The sequence below is a fragment of the Ruegeria sp. BH6 genome (assembly GCF_056538105.1).
Genome location: NZ_JBQFSR010000002.1, coordinates 59,534 through 75,077 on the forward strand (window position 1 = coordinate 59,534; position 15,544 = coordinate 75,077).

17 protein-coding genes and 1 tRNA gene are annotated in these 15,544 nt (G+C 57.5%); 8 read left to right on the forward strand and 10 right to left on the reverse strand.

Going from position 1 to position 15,544, the window contains the following annotated elements:
- Positions 1–57: 57 nt before the first annotated feature.
- On the reverse strand, positions 58–1,026 hold the full coding sequence (locus ACR0B8_RS05490) for a TAXI family TRAP transporter solute-binding subunit (RefSeq protein ID WP_170348796.1): 969 nt from the start codon (positions 1,024–1,026) through the stop codon (positions 58–60).
- Between the two features lie 382 nt (positions 1,027–1,408).
- Here ACR0B8_RS05490 and ACR0B8_RS05495 point away from each other — a divergent pair, with 382 nt between their 5' ends.
- Both ACR0B8_RS05495 and ACR0B8_RS05500 read left to right on the forward strand, forming a co-directional pair.
- Entirely contained in the window at positions 1,409–2,902 is a 1,494-nt protein-coding gene (locus tag ACR0B8_RS05495) for a BCCT family transporter (RefSeq protein WP_480658198.1), read from the forward strand.
- A complete protein-coding gene (locus tag ACR0B8_RS05500) occupies positions 2,899–3,051 on the forward strand; it encodes a hypothetical protein (RefSeq protein ID WP_170358594.1) in 153 nt (50 codons plus the stop codon). Before ACR0B8_RS05495 ends, ACR0B8_RS05500 begins: the two co-directional genes overlap by 4 nt.
- A 76-nt stretch (positions 3,052–3,127) precedes the next feature.
- Here the strand turns inward: ACR0B8_RS05500 and ACR0B8_RS05505 are convergent.
- A tRNA-Leu gene (locus ACR0B8_RS05505) sits at positions 3,128–3,213 on the reverse strand.
- Between the two features lie 145 nt (positions 3,214–3,358).
- On the opposite strand from ACR0B8_RS05505, the gene ACR0B8_RS05510 reads away from it, so the two are divergent.
- Both ACR0B8_RS05510 and ACR0B8_RS05515 read left to right on the forward strand, forming a co-directional pair.
- Entirely contained in the window at positions 3,359–3,937 is a 579-nt protein-coding gene (locus ACR0B8_RS05510) for a YqaA family protein (protein ID WP_170348799.1), read from the forward strand.
- Positions 3,934–4,398, forward strand: coding sequence for a disulfide bond formation protein B (locus ACR0B8_RS05515; RefSeq protein WP_170348800.1), 465 nt, complete (start codon positions 3,934–3,936; stop codon positions 4,396–4,398). The genes ACR0B8_RS05510 and ACR0B8_RS05515 overlap by 4 nt, the downstream gene beginning before the upstream one ends.
- Here ACR0B8_RS05515 and ACR0B8_RS05520 read toward each other — a convergent pair.
- The gene (locus ACR0B8_RS05520; RefSeq protein WP_170348801.1) at positions 4,395–4,982 is read right to left on the reverse strand and encodes an HNH endonuclease; all 588 of its coding nucleotides are present in this window, start codon (positions 4,980–4,982) and stop codon (positions 4,395–4,397) included. The genes ACR0B8_RS05515 and ACR0B8_RS05520 overlap by 4 nt on opposite strands.
- Before the next feature lie 213 nt (positions 4,983–5,195).
- On the opposite strand from ACR0B8_RS05520, the gene ACR0B8_RS05525 reads away from it, so the two are divergent.
- Both ACR0B8_RS05525 and ACR0B8_RS05530 read left to right on the forward strand, forming a co-directional pair.
- A complete protein-coding gene (locus ACR0B8_RS05525) occupies positions 5,196–5,801 on the forward strand; it encodes an rRNA large subunit pseudouridine synthase E (protein WP_226688412.1) in 606 nt (201 codons plus the stop codon).
- Positions 5,802–5,832: 31 nt separating this feature from the next.
- Positions 5,833–6,258, forward strand: a complete 426-nt coding sequence (locus tag ACR0B8_RS05530) for a VOC family protein (RefSeq protein WP_170348803.1) — start codon at positions 5,833–5,835, stop codon at positions 6,256–6,258.
- A gap of 4 nt (positions 6,259–6,262) precedes the next feature.
- Here the strand turns inward: ACR0B8_RS05530 and ACR0B8_RS05535 are convergent, their stop codons facing one another.
- The 3 genes from ACR0B8_RS05535 to ACR0B8_RS05545 are packed head-to-tail and all read right to left on the reverse strand — an operon-like array spanning position 6,263 to position 8,063.
- On the reverse strand, positions 6,263–6,766 hold the full coding sequence (locus tag ACR0B8_RS05535; protein ID WP_226688411.1) for a GNAT family N-acetyltransferase: 504 nt from the start codon (positions 6,764–6,766) through the stop codon (positions 6,263–6,265).
- Between the two features lie 2 nt (positions 6,767–6,768).
- Positions 6,769–7,434 (reverse strand): alpha/beta hydrolase, encoded by a 666-nt coding sequence (locus ACR0B8_RS05540; RefSeq protein WP_170348805.1) that lies wholly within the window; start codon positions 7,432–7,434, stop codon positions 6,769–6,771.
- The gene (locus ACR0B8_RS05545) at positions 7,431–8,063 is read right to left on the reverse strand and encodes a DNA-3-methyladenine glycosylase family protein (RefSeq protein ID WP_170348806.1); all 633 of its coding nucleotides are present in this window, start codon (positions 8,061–8,063) and stop codon (positions 7,431–7,433) included. The genes ACR0B8_RS05540 and ACR0B8_RS05545 overlap by 4 nt, the downstream gene beginning before the upstream one ends.
- Positions 8,064–8,161: 98 nt before the next feature.
- Here ACR0B8_RS05545 and ACR0B8_RS05550 point away from each other — a divergent pair, with 98 nt between their 5' ends.
- Positions 8,162–9,388 (forward strand): MFS transporter, encoded by a 1,227-nt coding sequence (locus ACR0B8_RS05550; protein ID WP_226688409.1) that lies wholly within the window; start codon positions 8,162–8,164, stop codon positions 9,386–9,388.
- Positions 9,389–9,391: 3 nt separating this feature from the next.
- On the opposite strand, the gene ACR0B8_RS05555 is transcribed toward ACR0B8_RS05550, so the two are convergent.
- Genes ACR0B8_RS05555 through cysS form a run of 3 tightly spaced genes read right to left on the reverse strand, consistent with a single transcriptional unit; the run spans position 9,392 to position 13,250 of the window.
- Positions 9,392–10,174: a squalene/phytoene synthase family protein gene (locus ACR0B8_RS05555; protein WP_226688408.1), complete on the reverse strand. Its 783-nt coding sequence runs from the start codon at positions 10,172–10,174 to the stop codon at positions 9,392–9,394.
- A complete protein-coding gene (gene cimA, locus ACR0B8_RS05560) occupies positions 10,171–11,805 on the reverse strand; it encodes a citramalate synthase (RefSeq protein WP_226688407.1) in 1,635 nt (544 codons plus the stop codon). The genes ACR0B8_RS05555 and cimA overlap by 4 nt, the downstream gene beginning before the upstream one ends.
- Positions 11,805–13,250 (reverse strand): cysteine--tRNA ligase, encoded by a 1,446-nt coding sequence (gene cysS, locus ACR0B8_RS05565; RefSeq protein WP_226688406.1) that lies wholly within the window; start codon positions 13,248–13,250, stop codon positions 11,805–11,807. The genes cimA and cysS overlap by 1 nt, the downstream gene beginning before the upstream one ends.
- Positions 13,251–13,515: 265 nt before the next feature.
- On the opposite strand from cysS, the gene ACR0B8_RS05570 reads away from it, so the two are divergent.
- Entirely contained in the window at positions 13,516–14,706 is a 1,191-nt protein-coding gene (locus ACR0B8_RS05570) for a pyridoxal phosphate-dependent aminotransferase (RefSeq protein WP_170375465.1), read from the forward strand.
- A 6-nt stretch (positions 14,707–14,712) separates the two neighbouring features.
- Here the strand turns inward: ACR0B8_RS05570 and ACR0B8_RS05575 are convergent, their stop codons facing one another.
- Positions 14,713–15,231, reverse strand: coding sequence for an outer membrane protein (locus ACR0B8_RS05575; RefSeq protein ID WP_226688405.1), 519 nt, complete (start codon positions 15,229–15,231; stop codon positions 14,713–14,715).
- Positions 15,232–15,544 lie beyond the last annotated feature (313 nt).

A 15,544-nucleotide genomic window follows, 5' to 3' on the forward strand; every position in this document is an offset into this window, starting at 1 on the left:
TTATTTTACGGGCTTTAGGTTGCAGGGCGCCCGTGGGCACCCTGCGTCAGGTCTGGTTTACTGAATCCAGCCTTTTTCTTTGTAGTACTTCTCGGCACCCGGATGCAGCGGAGCCGACAGGCCGTCCGCGATCATCTCTTCGGGCTTGAGGTTTGCAAATGCCGGGTGCAGCTTTTTGAAGTCGTCGAAGTTTTCAAAGACCGAGCTGACAACTGCATATACCGCGTCTTCCGACACGTCTGCCGAGGTCACGAAAGTCGCGCCAACACCAAAGGTTGCGGTGTCACCGTCAGAACCGCGATACATGCCACCGGGGATGGTTGCGGTGCGGTAGAACGAGTTGTCGCCAACCAGCTTGTCCACGGCGTCGCCGCTGACATTCACCAGCACGGAATCACACGCGGTGGTGGCTTCTTGGATCGAACCCGAGGGGTGGCCAACGGTGTAAACCATCGCGTCGATCTGGTTGTCGCACAGAGCAGCAGACTGTTCAGCCGCCTTCAGCTCGGTCGCCAGTTCGAAATCGTCGGTGGTCCAACCCATTTCGCCCAGCAGGACCTCCATGGTGCCGCGCTGACCGGAACCGGGGTTGCCGATGTTGACGCGCTTGCCCTTCATGTCTTCAAAGTTCGTGATGCCGGAATCGGCACGGGCAACCACGGTGAACGGCTCGGGGTGTACCGAGAAGACGGCGCGCAGACCTTCGAAGGGACCAGCCTCTTCGAATTTCGAGGTGCCGTTAAAGGCGTGGTACTGCCAGTCGGACTGCGCCACACCAAACTCCAGCTCGCCTTCGCGGATGGTGTTGATGTTGTAAACCGAACCACCGGTCGATTCGACCGAGCAGCGCACGCCGTGCTCTTTGCGGCCTTTGTTGACCAGACGACAGATCGCGCCGCCTGTCGGATAATACACACCGGTCACACCACCGGTGCCGATTGTGATGAATTCCTCTGCATACGCGGCCGGAGCCATAAGGGCCGCGGTGACGACCGCGCCGAGGCTAAGCTTGCTGCTGTTTTTCATTTTCGTGAACTCCCAATTCTTTTGGTGGATGGGAGACTGTTAGCGGTCCCATCCGGGACCTGCCGGTACGCCAACTGCACCTGTCTTGCAACAGGCACAAGCGACTGAATTTCCAAAATCTCCCAACACCTTCGACGTTTCATTCAGATACTCAACTTGTCAACCCCCGTACTCGGCCAGACACGCCCACGCCGCATATCTGAGGGCTTTTTCAGAACTTTCCCCCCAGAATGCCCATCTCACAGGTCTTTTGGGCGGTCAGGAACAATTCTTTTGAAACTCGGTTCGGTGATCTCTAGTGTCAAACCGACATTCACAGACACCTGTAAGCGCAGGGCTGGAAAGGAATTTGTTCTGCAACTGCCAGGAAAGGCCATTTAAGATGAAGCCCGCGTCCCCCAGCCCGTTGCTTGTCATCGCTCTGACCATCAGCGCAGCGATTGCGGCCTGGGGTATAGTCGACCCGCAAGGGCTGGGGCGGCTTGCATCCGCAGCGGTGGCCACGCAGTTCAACAGCCGTGGCTGGTTCATCATGCTTGAGGTCAGCGGCCTGTTGTTTGTCACGCTGTATCTGGCCTTGTCCCGATTTGGCGACATCCGCCTTGGTCCCGACGGGGCCGAGCCTGAGTTTTCAACGCCTGCTTGGATCGCCATGCTGTTCGCAGCTGGCATGGGCGTTGGTCTGTTGTTTTATGGCGCGGCCGAACCCCTGACCCATTTCGAGGTTCTGCGCCAATACAACCCCGACCCCATGGCCGCCGGTCATGCCTTGTTCATCACCTATCTGAACTGGGGATTTCACGCCTGGGCCATCTACGCGATCGTTGGTCTGGTCATCGCTTATTTTGCCTATCGTCGAGGGCGCACACTACTGCTAAGCGCCCCTGTAACCGATACATTGGGTGAGGGCCGCTGGACCAAATCTCTGGGATGGGTTTTCGATCTGCTCTCGATTGTTGCGATAGCCGTGGGCTTGGCCGGTTCGCTGGCGATGGGCGTATTCCAGATTCAAACCGGCCTGGCTGGTCTGATCGGGATTGATTCACCTGGCGTGCTAACCCTGCCCGTTTTTGCCTTGCTTTGCGTAGCTTATATCATTCCGCTGCGCCGCGACCTTGGCGAAGGGATGTCTCTGCTGTCCAATATCGCGATGCTGATTGCGGTTGGGATGATGGTCTATCTGCTGATCCTTGGCCCCACGTCGTTCATGATGGACGGCATCGTGTCAGGCTTCGGACGCTACCTCTTCGGCGTTCTTCCGGCTGGATTCTCTACAGCTGAATTCTTCGACGACATCATCGTCGACTGGTTCCACGGCTGGACGCTGAACTATATGATCTGGTGGTTGGCCTGGTCGCCTTTTGTGGGCATTTTCATCGCACGAATCTCACGCGGGCGCACGATCCGAGAGTTTCTGGTTGGTGTCATCGTTGCCCCCACCCTGTTCTCGATCTTGTGGTTCGGTATTTTCGGTGGGCTGGGTTTCTACGACACTCTGCGTCAGGACGGTACCCTGTCCGCCGTTAACTCCGAGAATCTGGACGCGACGACCTTTGCCCTGCTTGCAAAATTCCCCTTGGGCGGTGTGACGCAAATCGCCACTGTTTTGGCCGCGTTCCTGTTCGTTGTAACCAGCGTCGTAAGCGCAGGTTTCACACTAGCAATGATCGGCACTGGAGGTGACGAGAACCCGTCGACCCGCATCCGCACAATCTGGGGCATTATTTTGGGGGCACTGGGGCTGGCGATGATTCTGGTGGGCGACATTTCCGTGGTCAGATCAATCATCGCACTTTCGGCCATGGCGTTCGTCTTTATCGTGCCGATCCTTGTGATCTGCCTGTTCAAAAGCCTATCGCGAGAGGACCGGACATGAGCGGACAGTTTGTTGATACCATGCTGAATGTTGTCGTTTTCGCATATATCGGATTCCTGATCTGGTTGATCTTTACAGGCTTTCCCAAGGCTTCCAAACCTGCCGACTCTGAGACTCAGGCAAAACGTCACCAAAACGAAAAGATGTGATTTGGCAGTATGTACAAACGCAATGCCGAAAAAGAAAAAACAGAGAGCAGGTTTCCCTAACCCTCTGTTTTTACTTTGGTACCCAAGGCCGGACTCGAACCGGCACGGTATCACTACCGGGGGATTTTGAATCCCCTGCGTCTACCATTCCGCCACTTGGGCCACGACCATTGGATTAGCGCCCATAACCGGGAAGGTCCAGAGGCAAAAAGCAACCAAAATCCAGTTTGTATTCGCGGTGATGCTTGACGCCTTGCCGGGCGCGTGGTTTGGCTTGCGCTACGTTAGAACAGGATTTTAGCATCTTATGTTGCGATCGCTTTATGACTGGACCATTCGTCTGGCAGAACATCCGCATGCATTGTGGGCGTTGGCCTTCGTGGCTTTTATCGAAAGTTCGGTCTTTCCGATCCCACCTGATGTTTTGATGATTCCCATGATTCTGGCCCGCCCGTCGCGGGCTTGGCTGATTGCATCGGTCGCACTGGTCTTTTCGGTGTTGGGGGGCTTGCTGGGCTATGCCATTGGCGCGTTCTTTTATGAAAGTCTCGGCCAACCGATTCTTGAGTCGATGGGCAAAGCCCACGCCATGGAAGAGTTCAACACCCGCTTCAACGATTTCGGCTTTTGGGCCGTGCTTGCGGCTGGGGTCACCCCCTTCCCCTATAAAGTTATTACCATCATGTCCGGCTGGACTGGTATGCCGCTGGGCACCTTCATCGCCACCTCTATCCTGGCGCGCGCCTTGCGGTTCTTCATGGTTGCCGGTCTGCTTTGGGGCTTTGGAGAACCGATCCGGGCCTTCATCGAGAAGCGGCTGGGCCTTATGTTCACTCTGTTCGTCATCCTGCTGTTCGGCGGGTTTTTCGTGGTGAAATACCTATGACTCGCAAAAACACTCTGATCCTGATCGCTACGGCAGGGTCTGCGGCACTTCTGCTTGGGGCGTGGGGGTTTCAGTACCTCGGCGGCTTGGCGCCTTGCAAAATGTGTATCTGGCAACGCTATCCGCATGGCGCCGCTGTTCTAATCGGAGCAATGGCTTTGGCCCTGCCACGGGCAACGCTGTTGCCATTGTTGGGCGCGCTTGCGGCCCTAACGACGGCTGCAATCGGCGTTTTTCACGCGGGGGTCGAGCAGAAATGGTGGGAAGGCCCGTCTAGCTGCACATCCGGTGACATAGGCGGCCTGTCGACAGAAGATCTGATGGAACAGATCATGTCCGCCCCGCTGGTGCGTTGCGATGATATCCCCTGGCAGATGTTAGGCTTGTCGATGGCAGGTTGGAACGCTGTCCTGTCCGGCGTGTTGGTGCTGGTCTGGATCGCAGCCTGGCGCGCTCGTTAAAGTTCGTCCAGTTCCGCATCCCAATAGAGAAAGTCGATCCAGCTGTCATGCAGGTGGTTCGGCGGGAACTTGCGCCCAATATTGCGCAACGCCTCTGATTCCGGTTGGCGCGGAGGCTTGCGCAACGTCATCCCCGCCTGTCGCAGTGACTTGGACCCTTTTTTTAGGTTGCACGGGCTGCAGGCCGCCACGACATTCTGCCAGCTTGTGACGCCCCCTGCCGCACGCGGTACCACATGGTCAAACGTCAGATCACCCCGGCTCCCACAATACTGACAGCGGAATTCGTCCCTCAAAAATAAATTAAAGCGCGTGAAGGCCACGCGCTTTCTAGGTTTTACATAATCTTTCAGGACAACGACCGAAGGTATTCGTATCTCGGTACTGGGGCTTCGGACGACTTCGTCGTATTCAGCCACTATGTCCACCCTGTCCAGCCAAGCAGCCTTGATCGCCTCTTGCCATGGCCACAGGGATAACGGGTAATAGGATAAGGGGCGATAATCGGCGTTCAAAACCAATGCCGGATGGTGCCTGAGCGCACCGGGTTCCCTGACAAATTCGGTTCTGAAGTCTCCATCCATCTCAGAATCGCTCCTCGCTCTGCTCTGCCCGTTTTTGACATCAGAGCGGGGAACACCCGCCCCGGCCTTAACTTAACTATATATCGTGTTAAATCTCTGACAAGCCCTGAGTTTCCACAATATCTCGGGGATTGGTTAATCCGAATCTGTAACACCTGCGTAACAGTTATCCACAGGTTGCGCCTCACTGACCTGCGAGCTATGGCGTTTGTCATGTCCTGGTTCATTCGCTTCAACAAACCTTTCGATGTGCTACCGCAGTTTACCGACCGCGCCAGCGCAGATTCGCCCCGCCGCACTCTGTCAGACTATATCGATCTGCCAGGCGTTTACCCGGCCGGGCGGCTGGATCGGGACAGCGAAGGCTTGATGCTGCTGACCGACAACGGGCGACTGCAAGCGCAAATATCGGACCCAAAACACAAGATGGTCAAAACCTATTGGGTTCAGGTCGAAGGTCTGCCGGATGACGCTGCCTTGAAAGCCCTGCGAGACGGGGTTGAACTGAAAGACGGCCTGACCCGCCCTGCCAAAGCCCGGTTGATGGATGAACCGCCAGGGCTGTGGCCCCGCAATCCGCCGATCAGAGTGCGCCAGACGGTGCCCGATTGCTGGATCGAACTGACCATCCGCGAGGGCCGCAATCGGCAGGTGCGGCGGATGACAGCTGCCGTCGGTCACCCGACCCTGCGCCTGATCCGCGCCCGGATCGGCGACTGGTCGCTAGAGGGGCTTGAGCCAGGCCAATGGGACAGCCTACCGACGCCAACATTAAACTCTGCCCCGCAACGTAAACGCGACCGTCGTCCACGCCGGTGACAAAAACTGCATGTTGTGATAGGCTTACAGCATGAAAGTCACACCCGACATTCCAGTACCAACCGGCATTCTTGAGGCCGCTCTTTATGTCGACGACTTGGATGCTGCCGAACGGTTTTATGGAGAGATTCTGGCGTTGGAGAAAATCCAGCGCGTGACGGATCGACACGTATTCTTCCGGATCGGCAGTTCGGTCTTGTTGTTGTTCAACGCGGAAGAAACCGAGAAACCGCCGGGCAATCCCGACTTGCCCGTTCCCCCCCATGGCGCGCACGGGCCTGGCCACGTTTGTCTGATCCTGACACGCGCGGAGATCGACACGATGCGCAAACATCTGCTGGATTGGAATATCCCCTTAGATGCCGAGTTTGACTGGCCAAACGGCGCACGCTCTCTTTACGTGCGCGATCCGTCAGGCAATTCGGTTGAATTTGCCGAAGGGCATTTGTGGGGCTGACCCCTCAGAGTGCCGCGCCCGCCGATAGATCAAACCTTTTAGATATTCTATCAACCGGCGTGCCATCCTGCAGTGGCACGCCATAGGCGACCGAGTAGTCTCGAAACCCCATCTTGTCGTAGTAGCCAAGACCCATCCCATTATCGGCGCGGATGGTTGCATTAATCGCTGTAAACCCCATTGCCGCCGCGAATTTCGAAGTTTCGGCGAACAAGGACCGGCCTGCCCCTTTCAGCGCAGGATGACGTCTGGTGAAGGTCGCGATATCGGCGCAATCCTGTGGCAACGCGTCGTGCATTCCCAGCCACTGAAAGCCAGCCACCTCTCCTTGATCGTCCAAGGCGACGTGGGTGCAGATTTTGTCAGCGCCCTCCAGGTAGCTTTGAACGAACAACGCGTCAGAGAACGGAATTTCAAACGCGGTGCTGCCCCCGATTTCGATGATCTCATTGAGGATGCGGCAAGCTGTGGCCACATCCTCTGGCATCATGGGGCGGACCGCGATCATCCCTACAGGCTCAGTTTGTCGCGCATGAAGGCCAGCGCGACACTCAGGCCGTCCGGCGCAATTCCGTGGCCGGTACCCTTCATCACATGAGCGTAAACCTCTTTAAACCCGGCCTCTTGCAGCGCTTCAGCGGCGGCGGGCAAGGATTGCGGCGGCACCACATCATCGACGTCACCATGAACCAGCAGAATCGGCATCCGGCTGACCGTCTCGTCGGGCAGCAGATCGGGCTCTAGCAACCGTCCCGAAAAGGCAACGATGCCGGCAACCGGATCCTCGCGACGCGGTGCGACGTGCAGGCTCATCATCGTGCCCTGGGAAAACCCGAACAATACAACCTGTTCCGGCAAAACATCCTCGTCCACCATCAGCGCATCGAGGAAGGCGTTGAAATCCTCAACCGCCATTTCCATTCCTCGTCGGGCTTCTTCTTCGGACGACCCGTCAATCCATGGGATCGGAAACCACTGAAACCCATTTGGCATCCCGGGGATCTGCTCGGGCGCATCGGGGGCGACAAAAAGCGTGTCGGGCAAGTGTTCGCCCAAAGGATCGGCCAAGCCCAGCAGGTCGGCCCCATTGGCCCCATAGCCGTGCACGAACACAACGACCGAGCGTGTGTCGCCCGAAACCGGCTCTTTTCGGAGCGCATTCAAAACCCGTGTCATCTGATCCCTTCTCGTTCTTTGGCCACCCGGTAATAGGCCCACAACACGCGCGCCGCAACCGATCGCCAGGGCGACCAAGCTTCGGCCATTTGGCGCAGTTCTTTGTCCGTGGGACGTTTGGGCAAGTCATAGAGGATGCGCGCTGCCTCTTGCAGCGCCAGATCGCCCGGAGCGATCACATCGGCGCGCCCTAAAGAGAACATCGCGTATATTTCAGCTGTCCAGACACCGATCCCCGGCACCTCGGTCAAAGTCGCGATGACATCCGCATTAGAAGCGTCGCGTAATGTTTTGTAATCAATACGCGCCTCAGCCAACGCGCGTGCGTAGCGTATCTTTTGACGGCTCAGCCCCACAGCCCGCAAATCGTCATCGGTTGCCCACATGATCTTGCGTGGTCCGGTGAGCTTGGCATCCTGCAGCCGTTTCCAGATCGCATTGGCCGAGGCCACGCTGACTTGCTGGCTGACAATAGCGCTGAGAAGTTGGGCAAACCCATCCGGACGGCGACGCAGGGGCAAAGGCCCAGTCTGATCCATCGCCCAGGCCATCCGCGGGCATTCCGCGGCCAGCCATTCGGCGCCCTCTGCGACACAGTCAGGTGATTCAATGATGCGTCCGACAGACATGGGCCCTCAGGGAAAATGATATCGCGCTCACGGTAGGTTGCTTTGTCGCAGATGCAACCCGCTTGTACGACAGGCTTTTCAAAGATACGCATTGGCGCATGACATTGACCACCACAACCCTTGGCAACAGTCTGGCCAAGCGCAATGTCGCCGTGTTGGTGGCAGCGCAAGCTGTACTGGGCGCGCAGATGCCGATGCTCTTCATTGTAGGAGGGCTAGCTGGGGATTCTTTGGCTACAAACGCGTGTCTGGCCACCCTACCGATTTCGCTCATCGTGCTGGGGTCAATGCTGGCTGCCACGCCGATCTCGGCGATCATGCAGCGCTGGGGACGGCGCGCCGGGTTTCTGGTTGGTGCGACTGCGGGGGCTTGCGGCGGGGCGGTCGGCGCGTATGGGTTGTTTCTGGGATCGTTCCCGGTCTTCCTGCTGGGAAGCCTGCTAACCGGCATTTACATGAGCGCGCATGGATTTTACCGCTTTGCAGCCGCTGATACGGCGTCTGACGCGTTTCGGCCCAAAGCGATTTCATATGTCATGGCAGGCGGTCTTGCAGCGGCGATCATCGGTCCGCAGATCGTCAAACTGACCTCGACCGCATATGTGATTCCGTTTTTTGGCACCTATCTGGCTGTCATCGCGATGAATGTCTTTGGGTCAGTGCTGTTTTTCTTCCTCGATATCCCGACGCCCGAAAAGCCAAAGGAAGACGCGCCCAAAGGACGATCCCGGCTTGAAATGCTTAAAACCCCACGCATCGCCGTGGCGATCATTTGTGCGATGGTTTCCTACGCTTTGATGAATCTTGTCATGACCTCGACCCCGCTTGCGGTTGTGGGTTGCGGTTACAGCGCCAACGATGCCGCTGATGTCGTCACTAGCCATGTTCTGGCGATGTATGTGCCCAGCTTTTTCACGGGCCAGTTGATCGCGCGGTTCGGGGTCGAAAAAATCGTAGCCCTCGGTCTCGCCATTCTGGCCGGTGCGGGTGTGGTTGCTTTGCAAGGCGTCGAGTTAGGCAATTTCTTTATCGCGCTGATCCTGCTGGGCATTGGCTGGAACTTTGGCTTTATCGGCGCCACGACGATGCTGGCTGCGTCGCACGACGTGAACGAACGTGGGCGGATGCAGGGGCTGAACGACCTGCTGGTGTTTGGGGGCGTGACACTTGCGTCGCTCGCTTCGGGTGGGTTGATGAACTGCTCGGGTGGGTCACCAGTCGAAGGCTGGACCGCCGTGAACCTGGCCATGATCCCACTGTTGACGCTGGCAGGTGGTGCGCTGCTGTGGTTGGTTCTGAAACCCTCTGAGCCGGAAACGGTCTGACGCCTACCAGCGCCCGCTGGCAACGGACCACATTAAGGACGCTCTGCGGCGAATTTCACCCTGTGCGAGGTCCCCGACGGCGACGCGCTCTGGGCGAGTTACGACACGCCGCAAAACCCATTCTGCCTGCCATCCCGCAAAAAGCGCGGGGCGGGCATCTGCTGAAACACCTGCACTGTTTGACCGTGCGCGCTGAAGTTTGTCCAAGGCCTTTTGCGCCAGTGACCGAACACCATCAGACGTGCCGTCAAGCAAAGGAATACGACCACGCGCCTCAAGATCAGGAATCGCCCGAAACCAGTTCGCCACCCCTACGCCATAGCCGAAATCGCGCAGCACAGCTTCGTCCGCTTCACCCAGAACCTGCGCGGCTGCGACCATCAAGGATCCGGCGCTATGGTTGATATAGGCGTTGAAATGCGCTTCGTCCTCAAACGGATCACGGTAAATATCCCAACGCCTTACGGCCACATACTCATCCAAAGTAGCCGCCAGATCGGGCGACAGGACCTGCGACAGAGGCGTCACAACCTCATGCCGACGCACCGCCTTACCTTCAGCAATCTCTTGCAGCGCATCGCGCCACCATTGCAGGCGCATCTCAGCGATCATTGTCTCTTGCGTGACCCAAGGGGCCCGAGCAACCTCGACATTCAGCGCATAGAGCGGGAACAGTTTAGGCCGTACCGCAACGGGTGCCGCCATGACCGCCATAAACCGATCAGGATCGGCGCGATGCACCAATGCTGCGCAGGCCTTAACGTCATCATCAAAATCTACGCTCACTCGGCCACCGCCGTCTGTGACCCGCAATCGCGCACCAGTTTCCACTGTATCGCGTCCAACAGCGCCTCGAACGAGGCATCGACTATGTTCGCGCTTACGCCCACGGTCGACCATCGCCGCCCCTGCCCGTCTTCGCTGTCGATTATCACGCGGGTCACCGCCTCAGTGCCGCCCTGCGTGATGCGTACCTTGAAGTCGACCAGACGCATGTCGGACAAAATCTGCGAATACTGCCCCAGATCCTTGGCCAGCGCTTTGGCCAGCGCGTTCACCGGCCCCCGGTCACTGCCGTCCTCGTCCAAAGACTCGCTAACCGACAGTTTCTTTTCCCCGTCGACTTTCACAACAACGACGGCTTCGGATAGGCTGACCATCTTGTTGTACTTGTTCTTGCGCCGCTCAACGGTCACCTTATAGCGCTTGACCTCAAAGAACTCGGGCAGCTGCCCCAACTCATCACGTGCCAGCAGCTCAAAACTGGCCTGCGCAGTGTCATAGGAATACCCCTCGGCCTCGCGCTGCTTGATCCGGTCCAGAATGCGCCCCAGCGCCGGGTTGTCCATTTCGACGGACAGACCGGCCTCGGTCAGGCGTTTGCGCAGGTTCGACTGCCCCGCCTGGTTCGACATCGGAATGATCCGCGCATTTCCGACAGAGGCCGGATCGACATGTTCATAAGTCGATGGGTCCTTGAGGATCGCGCTGGCATGCAGCCCTGCCTTATGCGCAAAGGCCGAGGCGCCGACATAGGCCGATTGCTTGCTGGGCACCCGGTTCAGGATATCGTCCAGCATCCGACTGACCCGCGTCAAACCGGCCAGAGCTTGCTCACTAACACCAATATCGAAACTCGACGCATAGGGCTCCTTCAACAGCAAAGTCGGGATCAGAGCGGTCAGATTCGCATTACCGCATCGCTCACCCAACCCGTTCAGCGTGCCTTGTATCTGCCGCGCGCCCGCATCGACAGCGGCCAGAGAGCAAGCCACAGCGTTTTCGGTATCGTTGTGGGTGTGAATGCCCAAGCGGTCACCCGGCAATCCGGCGGCAATCACTTCGGTCACGATCCGCATCACCTCGGCGGGCAGTGCGCCGCCATTGGTGTCGCACAGCACAACCCAGCGCGCACCGGCGTCCAAGGCCGCCTGACACACCTGAACCGCATAGCCGGGGTTGTCCTTGTACCCGTCAAAGAAATGCTCGGCGTCAAACAGAGCCTCACGACCCTGTGCCACGATATGCGCGACGGAGGCGCGGACGTTCTCGACATTTTCTTCCAGCGAAATTCCCAGCGCGTGGGTCACGTGGTAATCATGCGACTTGCCCACCAGACACACCGCCTGCGTGTTTGCATTCATCACCGCGGCCAGAACATCGTCATTTTCAGCAGACCGGCCCGACCGCTTAGTCATGCCAAATGCGGTCAAACGGGCCGAAGTCTTGGGCGCAACATCGAAAAACGCGCTGTCAGTCGGGTTCGCGCCCGGCCAACCGCCTTCGATATAGTCGACACCAAGCGCGTCCAACGCCTGTGCGATCTGCACCTTCTCAGAGGTCGAAAACTGCACGCCCTGCGTCTGTTGCCCGTCTCGCAGGGTGGTGTCGTAGAGGTAGAGGCGGTCTTTGGTCATCACACCCCCTCCAGCTTGGCAGCGTCGAACCCAGCACCGGGCACCAGTTCGACACCATCCTTGCTCATACGAACCTCAAGCCCAGCAGCCAGATAGGCGGCTTTGAGACGGTCCACTTCCGAGAAGTCCTTGCTTTGCATCGCAATGACCCGCGCATCCGCCAACCGACCTGCATGCGCAGTCAGGTCAACTGAGTCCGTATCTGCCCATTCACCCATTTTTGGAGTCAACAGACCCAACAACTGGGCTGAAGCTAAAAAGTTTTGCAACAACCCTCGGAGCAAATCTACTGGCTCATTTGACGCTGTTTTTTGACGAGTTATCTGACGCTCCATACGGTGGAGTTCAGCGAGAGCACCCGCCGTGTTCAGGTCGTCACTAAGCGCTGCGATAACTGCAGGTGCCGCGCTGGCGGCGGGCTCGATGCCCGACGTCAGCGCCCGCCACTTGCGCAGCGTCGCCTCGGCTTCACGCGCCTTCTTCTCAGTCCAATCCATCGGCTTACGATAGTGGGTTTGCAGGAAGACAAAGCGGATCACCTCACCCGGGACGCCCTGTTCCAGCAAATCATGCACGGTGAAGAAATTGCCCAGAGATTTGGACATCTTCTTGCCTTCCACCTGCAGCATCTCATTATGCAGCCAGACCTTTGCGAACTCGCCATGCGGATGGGCGCACTTGCTCTGCGCGATCTCATTCTCATGATGCGGGAACATCAAGTCATTGCCACCGCCGTGGATGTCAAAACTCTCGCCCAACAGCTCATAGCTCATGGCCGAGCATTCTATGTGCCAGCCCGGACGCCCCCTGCCCCAAGGGGAATCCCACCCTGGCAATTCTTCGGTCGAGGGCTTCCACAGCACGAAATCCATCGGGTTTTTCTTGTAAGGCGCAACCTCAACCCGAGCGCCCGCGATCATGTCGTCGACGGACCGGCCCGACAATTCGCCGTAATGTTCTTTCCAACTGTCCACGGCGAACAGAACGTGCCCCTCTGCCGCGTAAGCATGGCCCTTGGCAATCAGGTCTTCGATCATCGCGATCATCTGCGCAATGTATTGCGTAGCGCGCGGCATCTCATTGGGCTCTAGCGCCCCAAGCGCGCCCATATCGTGCAGATACCAACCGATGGTCTCATTCGAGCGTTCCTGAACCAGCTGCTCCAACGTGCCTTCAGCCCCCGCCTGTTGCCGTGCCAGCGCGGTCGCGTTGATCTTGTCATCCACGTCCGTGAAATTGCGCACATAAGTCACGTGATCCGCACCAAAGGTGTGTCGCAACAATCGGTAGAGCACATCGAACACCACTACAGGCCGTGCGTTGCCCAGATGGGCGCGGTCGTAAACTGTGGGCCCACAGACATACATCCGCACATTGTCGGCACTGATCGGCACGAAATCCTCTTTCGTCCGCGTCCGGGTGTTGTGCAGTTTGATTGTCGTCATCGGTCGGCTCCTAAAGACAGCATGGCTGGTCGCGTTAACGCGGGCTTAGCAACTTGTCTCAGGGATGAAAACGAAAGAAACCGGCCCGCTTGAAGTATCAGCAGGTAATGCAGCAAATAATGATGCAGGTCATCGGGTTCATATTGTCCCAGTATCACGGCGACCGCCCTTCGCCAAGCCTTGAGTTCCAACCATCTGTTTCGCCAATTGACATTCTGCAACGGCTCTGGCCCTTTCGGCGCAGAACACCAGACGGAGGCGGGTCATGAAATTGTCGCAGCGTATTACTCATCTGACCGGCGGCGGCAGTGACGGTTGGGACGTGTTCTATCGTGCCCGTCGAATGATCAGCGACGGCTATGCTGTAGTCGAATTGACCATTGGTGAACATGACGTCCGAACCGACCCATCGATTCTGGAAGCCATGGACCTTTCGGCACGGCAAGGCCACACCGGATACGCGATGGTGCCCGGCACGGATTTGCTGCGCGATACCGTGGCCGCCCGGCTGCAGGCGCGCACCGGAGTTCCCACTACCAGAAACAATGTTTTGATCACGCCTGGTGGGCAATCCGCCTTGTTTGCTGCCCATGTTGCAGTCTGCGATCCGGGCGATGTTGGTCTGTATCTGGATCCATATTACGCCACCTATCCCGGTACGATCCGCGGTGTCGGAGCGGAAGCGCGGGCGATTCAGACAACCGCCGAAGACGCATTTCAACCGCGTGCCGAGCAGATTGACGCGGTCGCGGATGGCGCGGTGTCCCTGCTGATCAACACACCAAACAACCCCACCGGGGTCGTCTATTCCCGTCAAACGCTTGAAGGGATCGCCAAGGTCTGCCGCAAGCGGGATCTTTGGCTGATTTCGGATGAGGTTTATGACACACAAGTCTGGGAAGGCTCACATATTTCGCCGCGCACTCTGCCGGGTATGACCGAACGTACGCTGGTGGTTGGGTCGATGTCCAAGTCCCACGCCATGACGGGTTCGCGTTGTGGATGGATTGTTGGGCCAGAGGATGTAATCGCGCATCTGATCAACCTCGCTACGCATACGACCTATGGGGTTCCCGGGTTTATTCAGGACGCTGCTAGTTTCGCCCTGAACGCAGGTAACGTGCTGGAAGATCAAATCGCTGCGCCGTTCCGCAGGCGGCGCGCACTCGCCGTGGGTATTCTGAGCGCTCAGAACACTGTCGGGTTGGTTCCAGCGCAGGGGGCCATGTACCTGATGCTGGATATCCGCGCCACGGGACTCAGCGGAGAAGCATTCGCCAACGCGCTGCTGGATACGCACGCCATTGCCGTGATGCCGGGTGAGAGTTTTGGGTCCGCCGCCGCCGGCCATATCCGCGTGGCCATGACCATTGATGACGAACGGTTCGGGTCCGCTTTGTCGACGATTTGCGAATTTGCGACGGAAATAGCCGGTCGTCACGCCGCGGCCAGTTAACGGGTGTCAGAACCGGAATGAGGTTCGCAGGTTAAAGACATTCGAATCCAGGGTGCCATCTGATCGGGTGACATCGTCAAACTCCTGCCGCAACGCCTCGCCGCTGATGACAAAGCGGTCGCCGATGGGATAGGCCACGCCAATTCCATACACAGCAGCGGTATCGTTATCGACTGAGCTATCGACCCGGGACGCACCGATCACGACATAGCCCAAAGCCGGGCCAAAATCATAGCCGCCGCGCAGCTTCAGGCGGGTCATGCTGTCCAGGGAACCCTCGCCCTGCCCCAAGTCCAAAGACAGGCTATTGTATTCAAGCTCGCCGCCCAAAACAAAATTCCCGAAGTCGCGGTCATAGCCAATATGTGGCGCGAAGGTCAGATCATCGCCGCTGGAGCCATTCGGGCCATCGGCATCTGCATATCCAAAGCTAAAACCTGCATAAGCCCCGGTCCAATCCTCAGCCAATACCGGGGTCGCGAGGGACACCAATGTTGTGAGACTGAGGGCCTTAAGGGCTTTCATTAATCTCTCCTAAAAACCTTTCGCCGCAGAGACGTTCGGTTAAGTCATGTTAACTCAAAAACTTGGTACATGATCATTAAATTTCAATTGAGATCACGAACCACTCTTAAATAAGTGAAGGAACTATAACAGATTTTCAGGTGCCAAAGAAAAAACTTGAGCAGACAAAAGAAGAGTGTGACATCTTCATGAATACTTCGCTTTTAGGCGCTCAGGTCGCAAACAGAACAGATTGTGATCAGGTACATCGGGAAACTTCAGGTCAATAGGTGAGGACCTGCATGCAAAACGACGTTTGGAAGATTCGACTGGT

Excerpts from the sequence above, each read along its gene's own strand:
- ACR0B8_RS05490 (WP_170348796.1), bottom strand. The coding sequence starts at position 1,026 with ATGAAAAACAGCAGCAAGCTTAGCCTCGGCGCGGTCGTCACCGCGGCC.
- ACR0B8_RS05495 (WP_480658198.1), top strand. The coding sequence starts at position 1,409 with ATGAAGCCCGCGTCCCCCAGCCCGTTGCTTGTCATCGCTCTGACCATC.
- ACR0B8_RS05500 (WP_170358594.1), top strand. The coding sequence starts at position 2,899 with ATGAGCGGACAGTTTGTTGATACCATGCTGAATGTTGTCGTTTTCGCA.
- ACR0B8_RS05510 (WP_170348799.1), top strand. The coding sequence starts at position 3,359 with ATGTTGCGATCGCTTTATGACTGGACCATTCGTCTGGCAGAACATCCG.
- ACR0B8_RS05515 (WP_170348800.1), top strand. The coding sequence starts at position 3,934 with ATGACTCGCAAAAACACTCTGATCCTGATCGCTACGGCAGGGTCTGCG.
- ACR0B8_RS05520 (WP_170348801.1), bottom strand. The coding sequence starts at position 4,982 with ATGGATGGAGACTTCAGAACCGAATTTGTCAGGGAACCCGGTGCGCTC.
- ACR0B8_RS05525 (WP_226688412.1), top strand. The coding sequence starts at position 5,196 with ATGTCCTGGTTCATTCGCTTCAACAAACCTTTCGATGTGCTACCGCAG.
- ACR0B8_RS05530 (WP_170348803.1), top strand. The coding sequence starts at position 5,833 with ATGAAAGTCACACCCGACATTCCAGTACCAACCGGCATTCTTGAGGCC.
- ACR0B8_RS05535 (WP_226688411.1), bottom strand. The coding sequence starts at position 6,766 with ATGATCGCGGTCCGCCCCATGATGCCAGAGGATGTGGCCACAGCTTGC.
- ACR0B8_RS05540 (WP_170348805.1), bottom strand. The coding sequence starts at position 7,434 with ATGACACGGGTTTTGAATGCGCTCCGAAAAGAGCCGGTTTCGGGCGAC.
- ACR0B8_RS05545 (WP_170348806.1), bottom strand. The coding sequence starts at position 8,063 with ATGTCTGTCGGACGCATCATTGAATCACCTGACTGTGTCGCAGAGGGC.
- ACR0B8_RS05550 (WP_226688409.1), top strand. The coding sequence starts at position 8,162 with ATGACATTGACCACCACAACCCTTGGCAACAGTCTGGCCAAGCGCAAT.
- cimA (WP_226688407.1), bottom strand. The coding sequence starts at position 11,805 with ATGACCAAAGACCGCCTCTACCTCTACGACACCACCCTGCGAGACGGG.
- cysS (WP_226688406.1), bottom strand. The coding sequence starts at position 13,250 with ATGACGACAATCAAACTGCACAACACCCGGACGCGGACGAAAGAGGAT.
- ACR0B8_RS05570 (WP_170375465.1), top strand. The coding sequence starts at position 13,516 with ATGAAATTGTCGCAGCGTATTACTCATCTGACCGGCGGCGGCAGTGAC.
- ACR0B8_RS05575 (WP_226688405.1), bottom strand. The coding sequence starts at position 15,231 with ATGAAAGCCCTTAAGGCCCTCAGTCTCACAACATTGGTGTCCCTCGCG.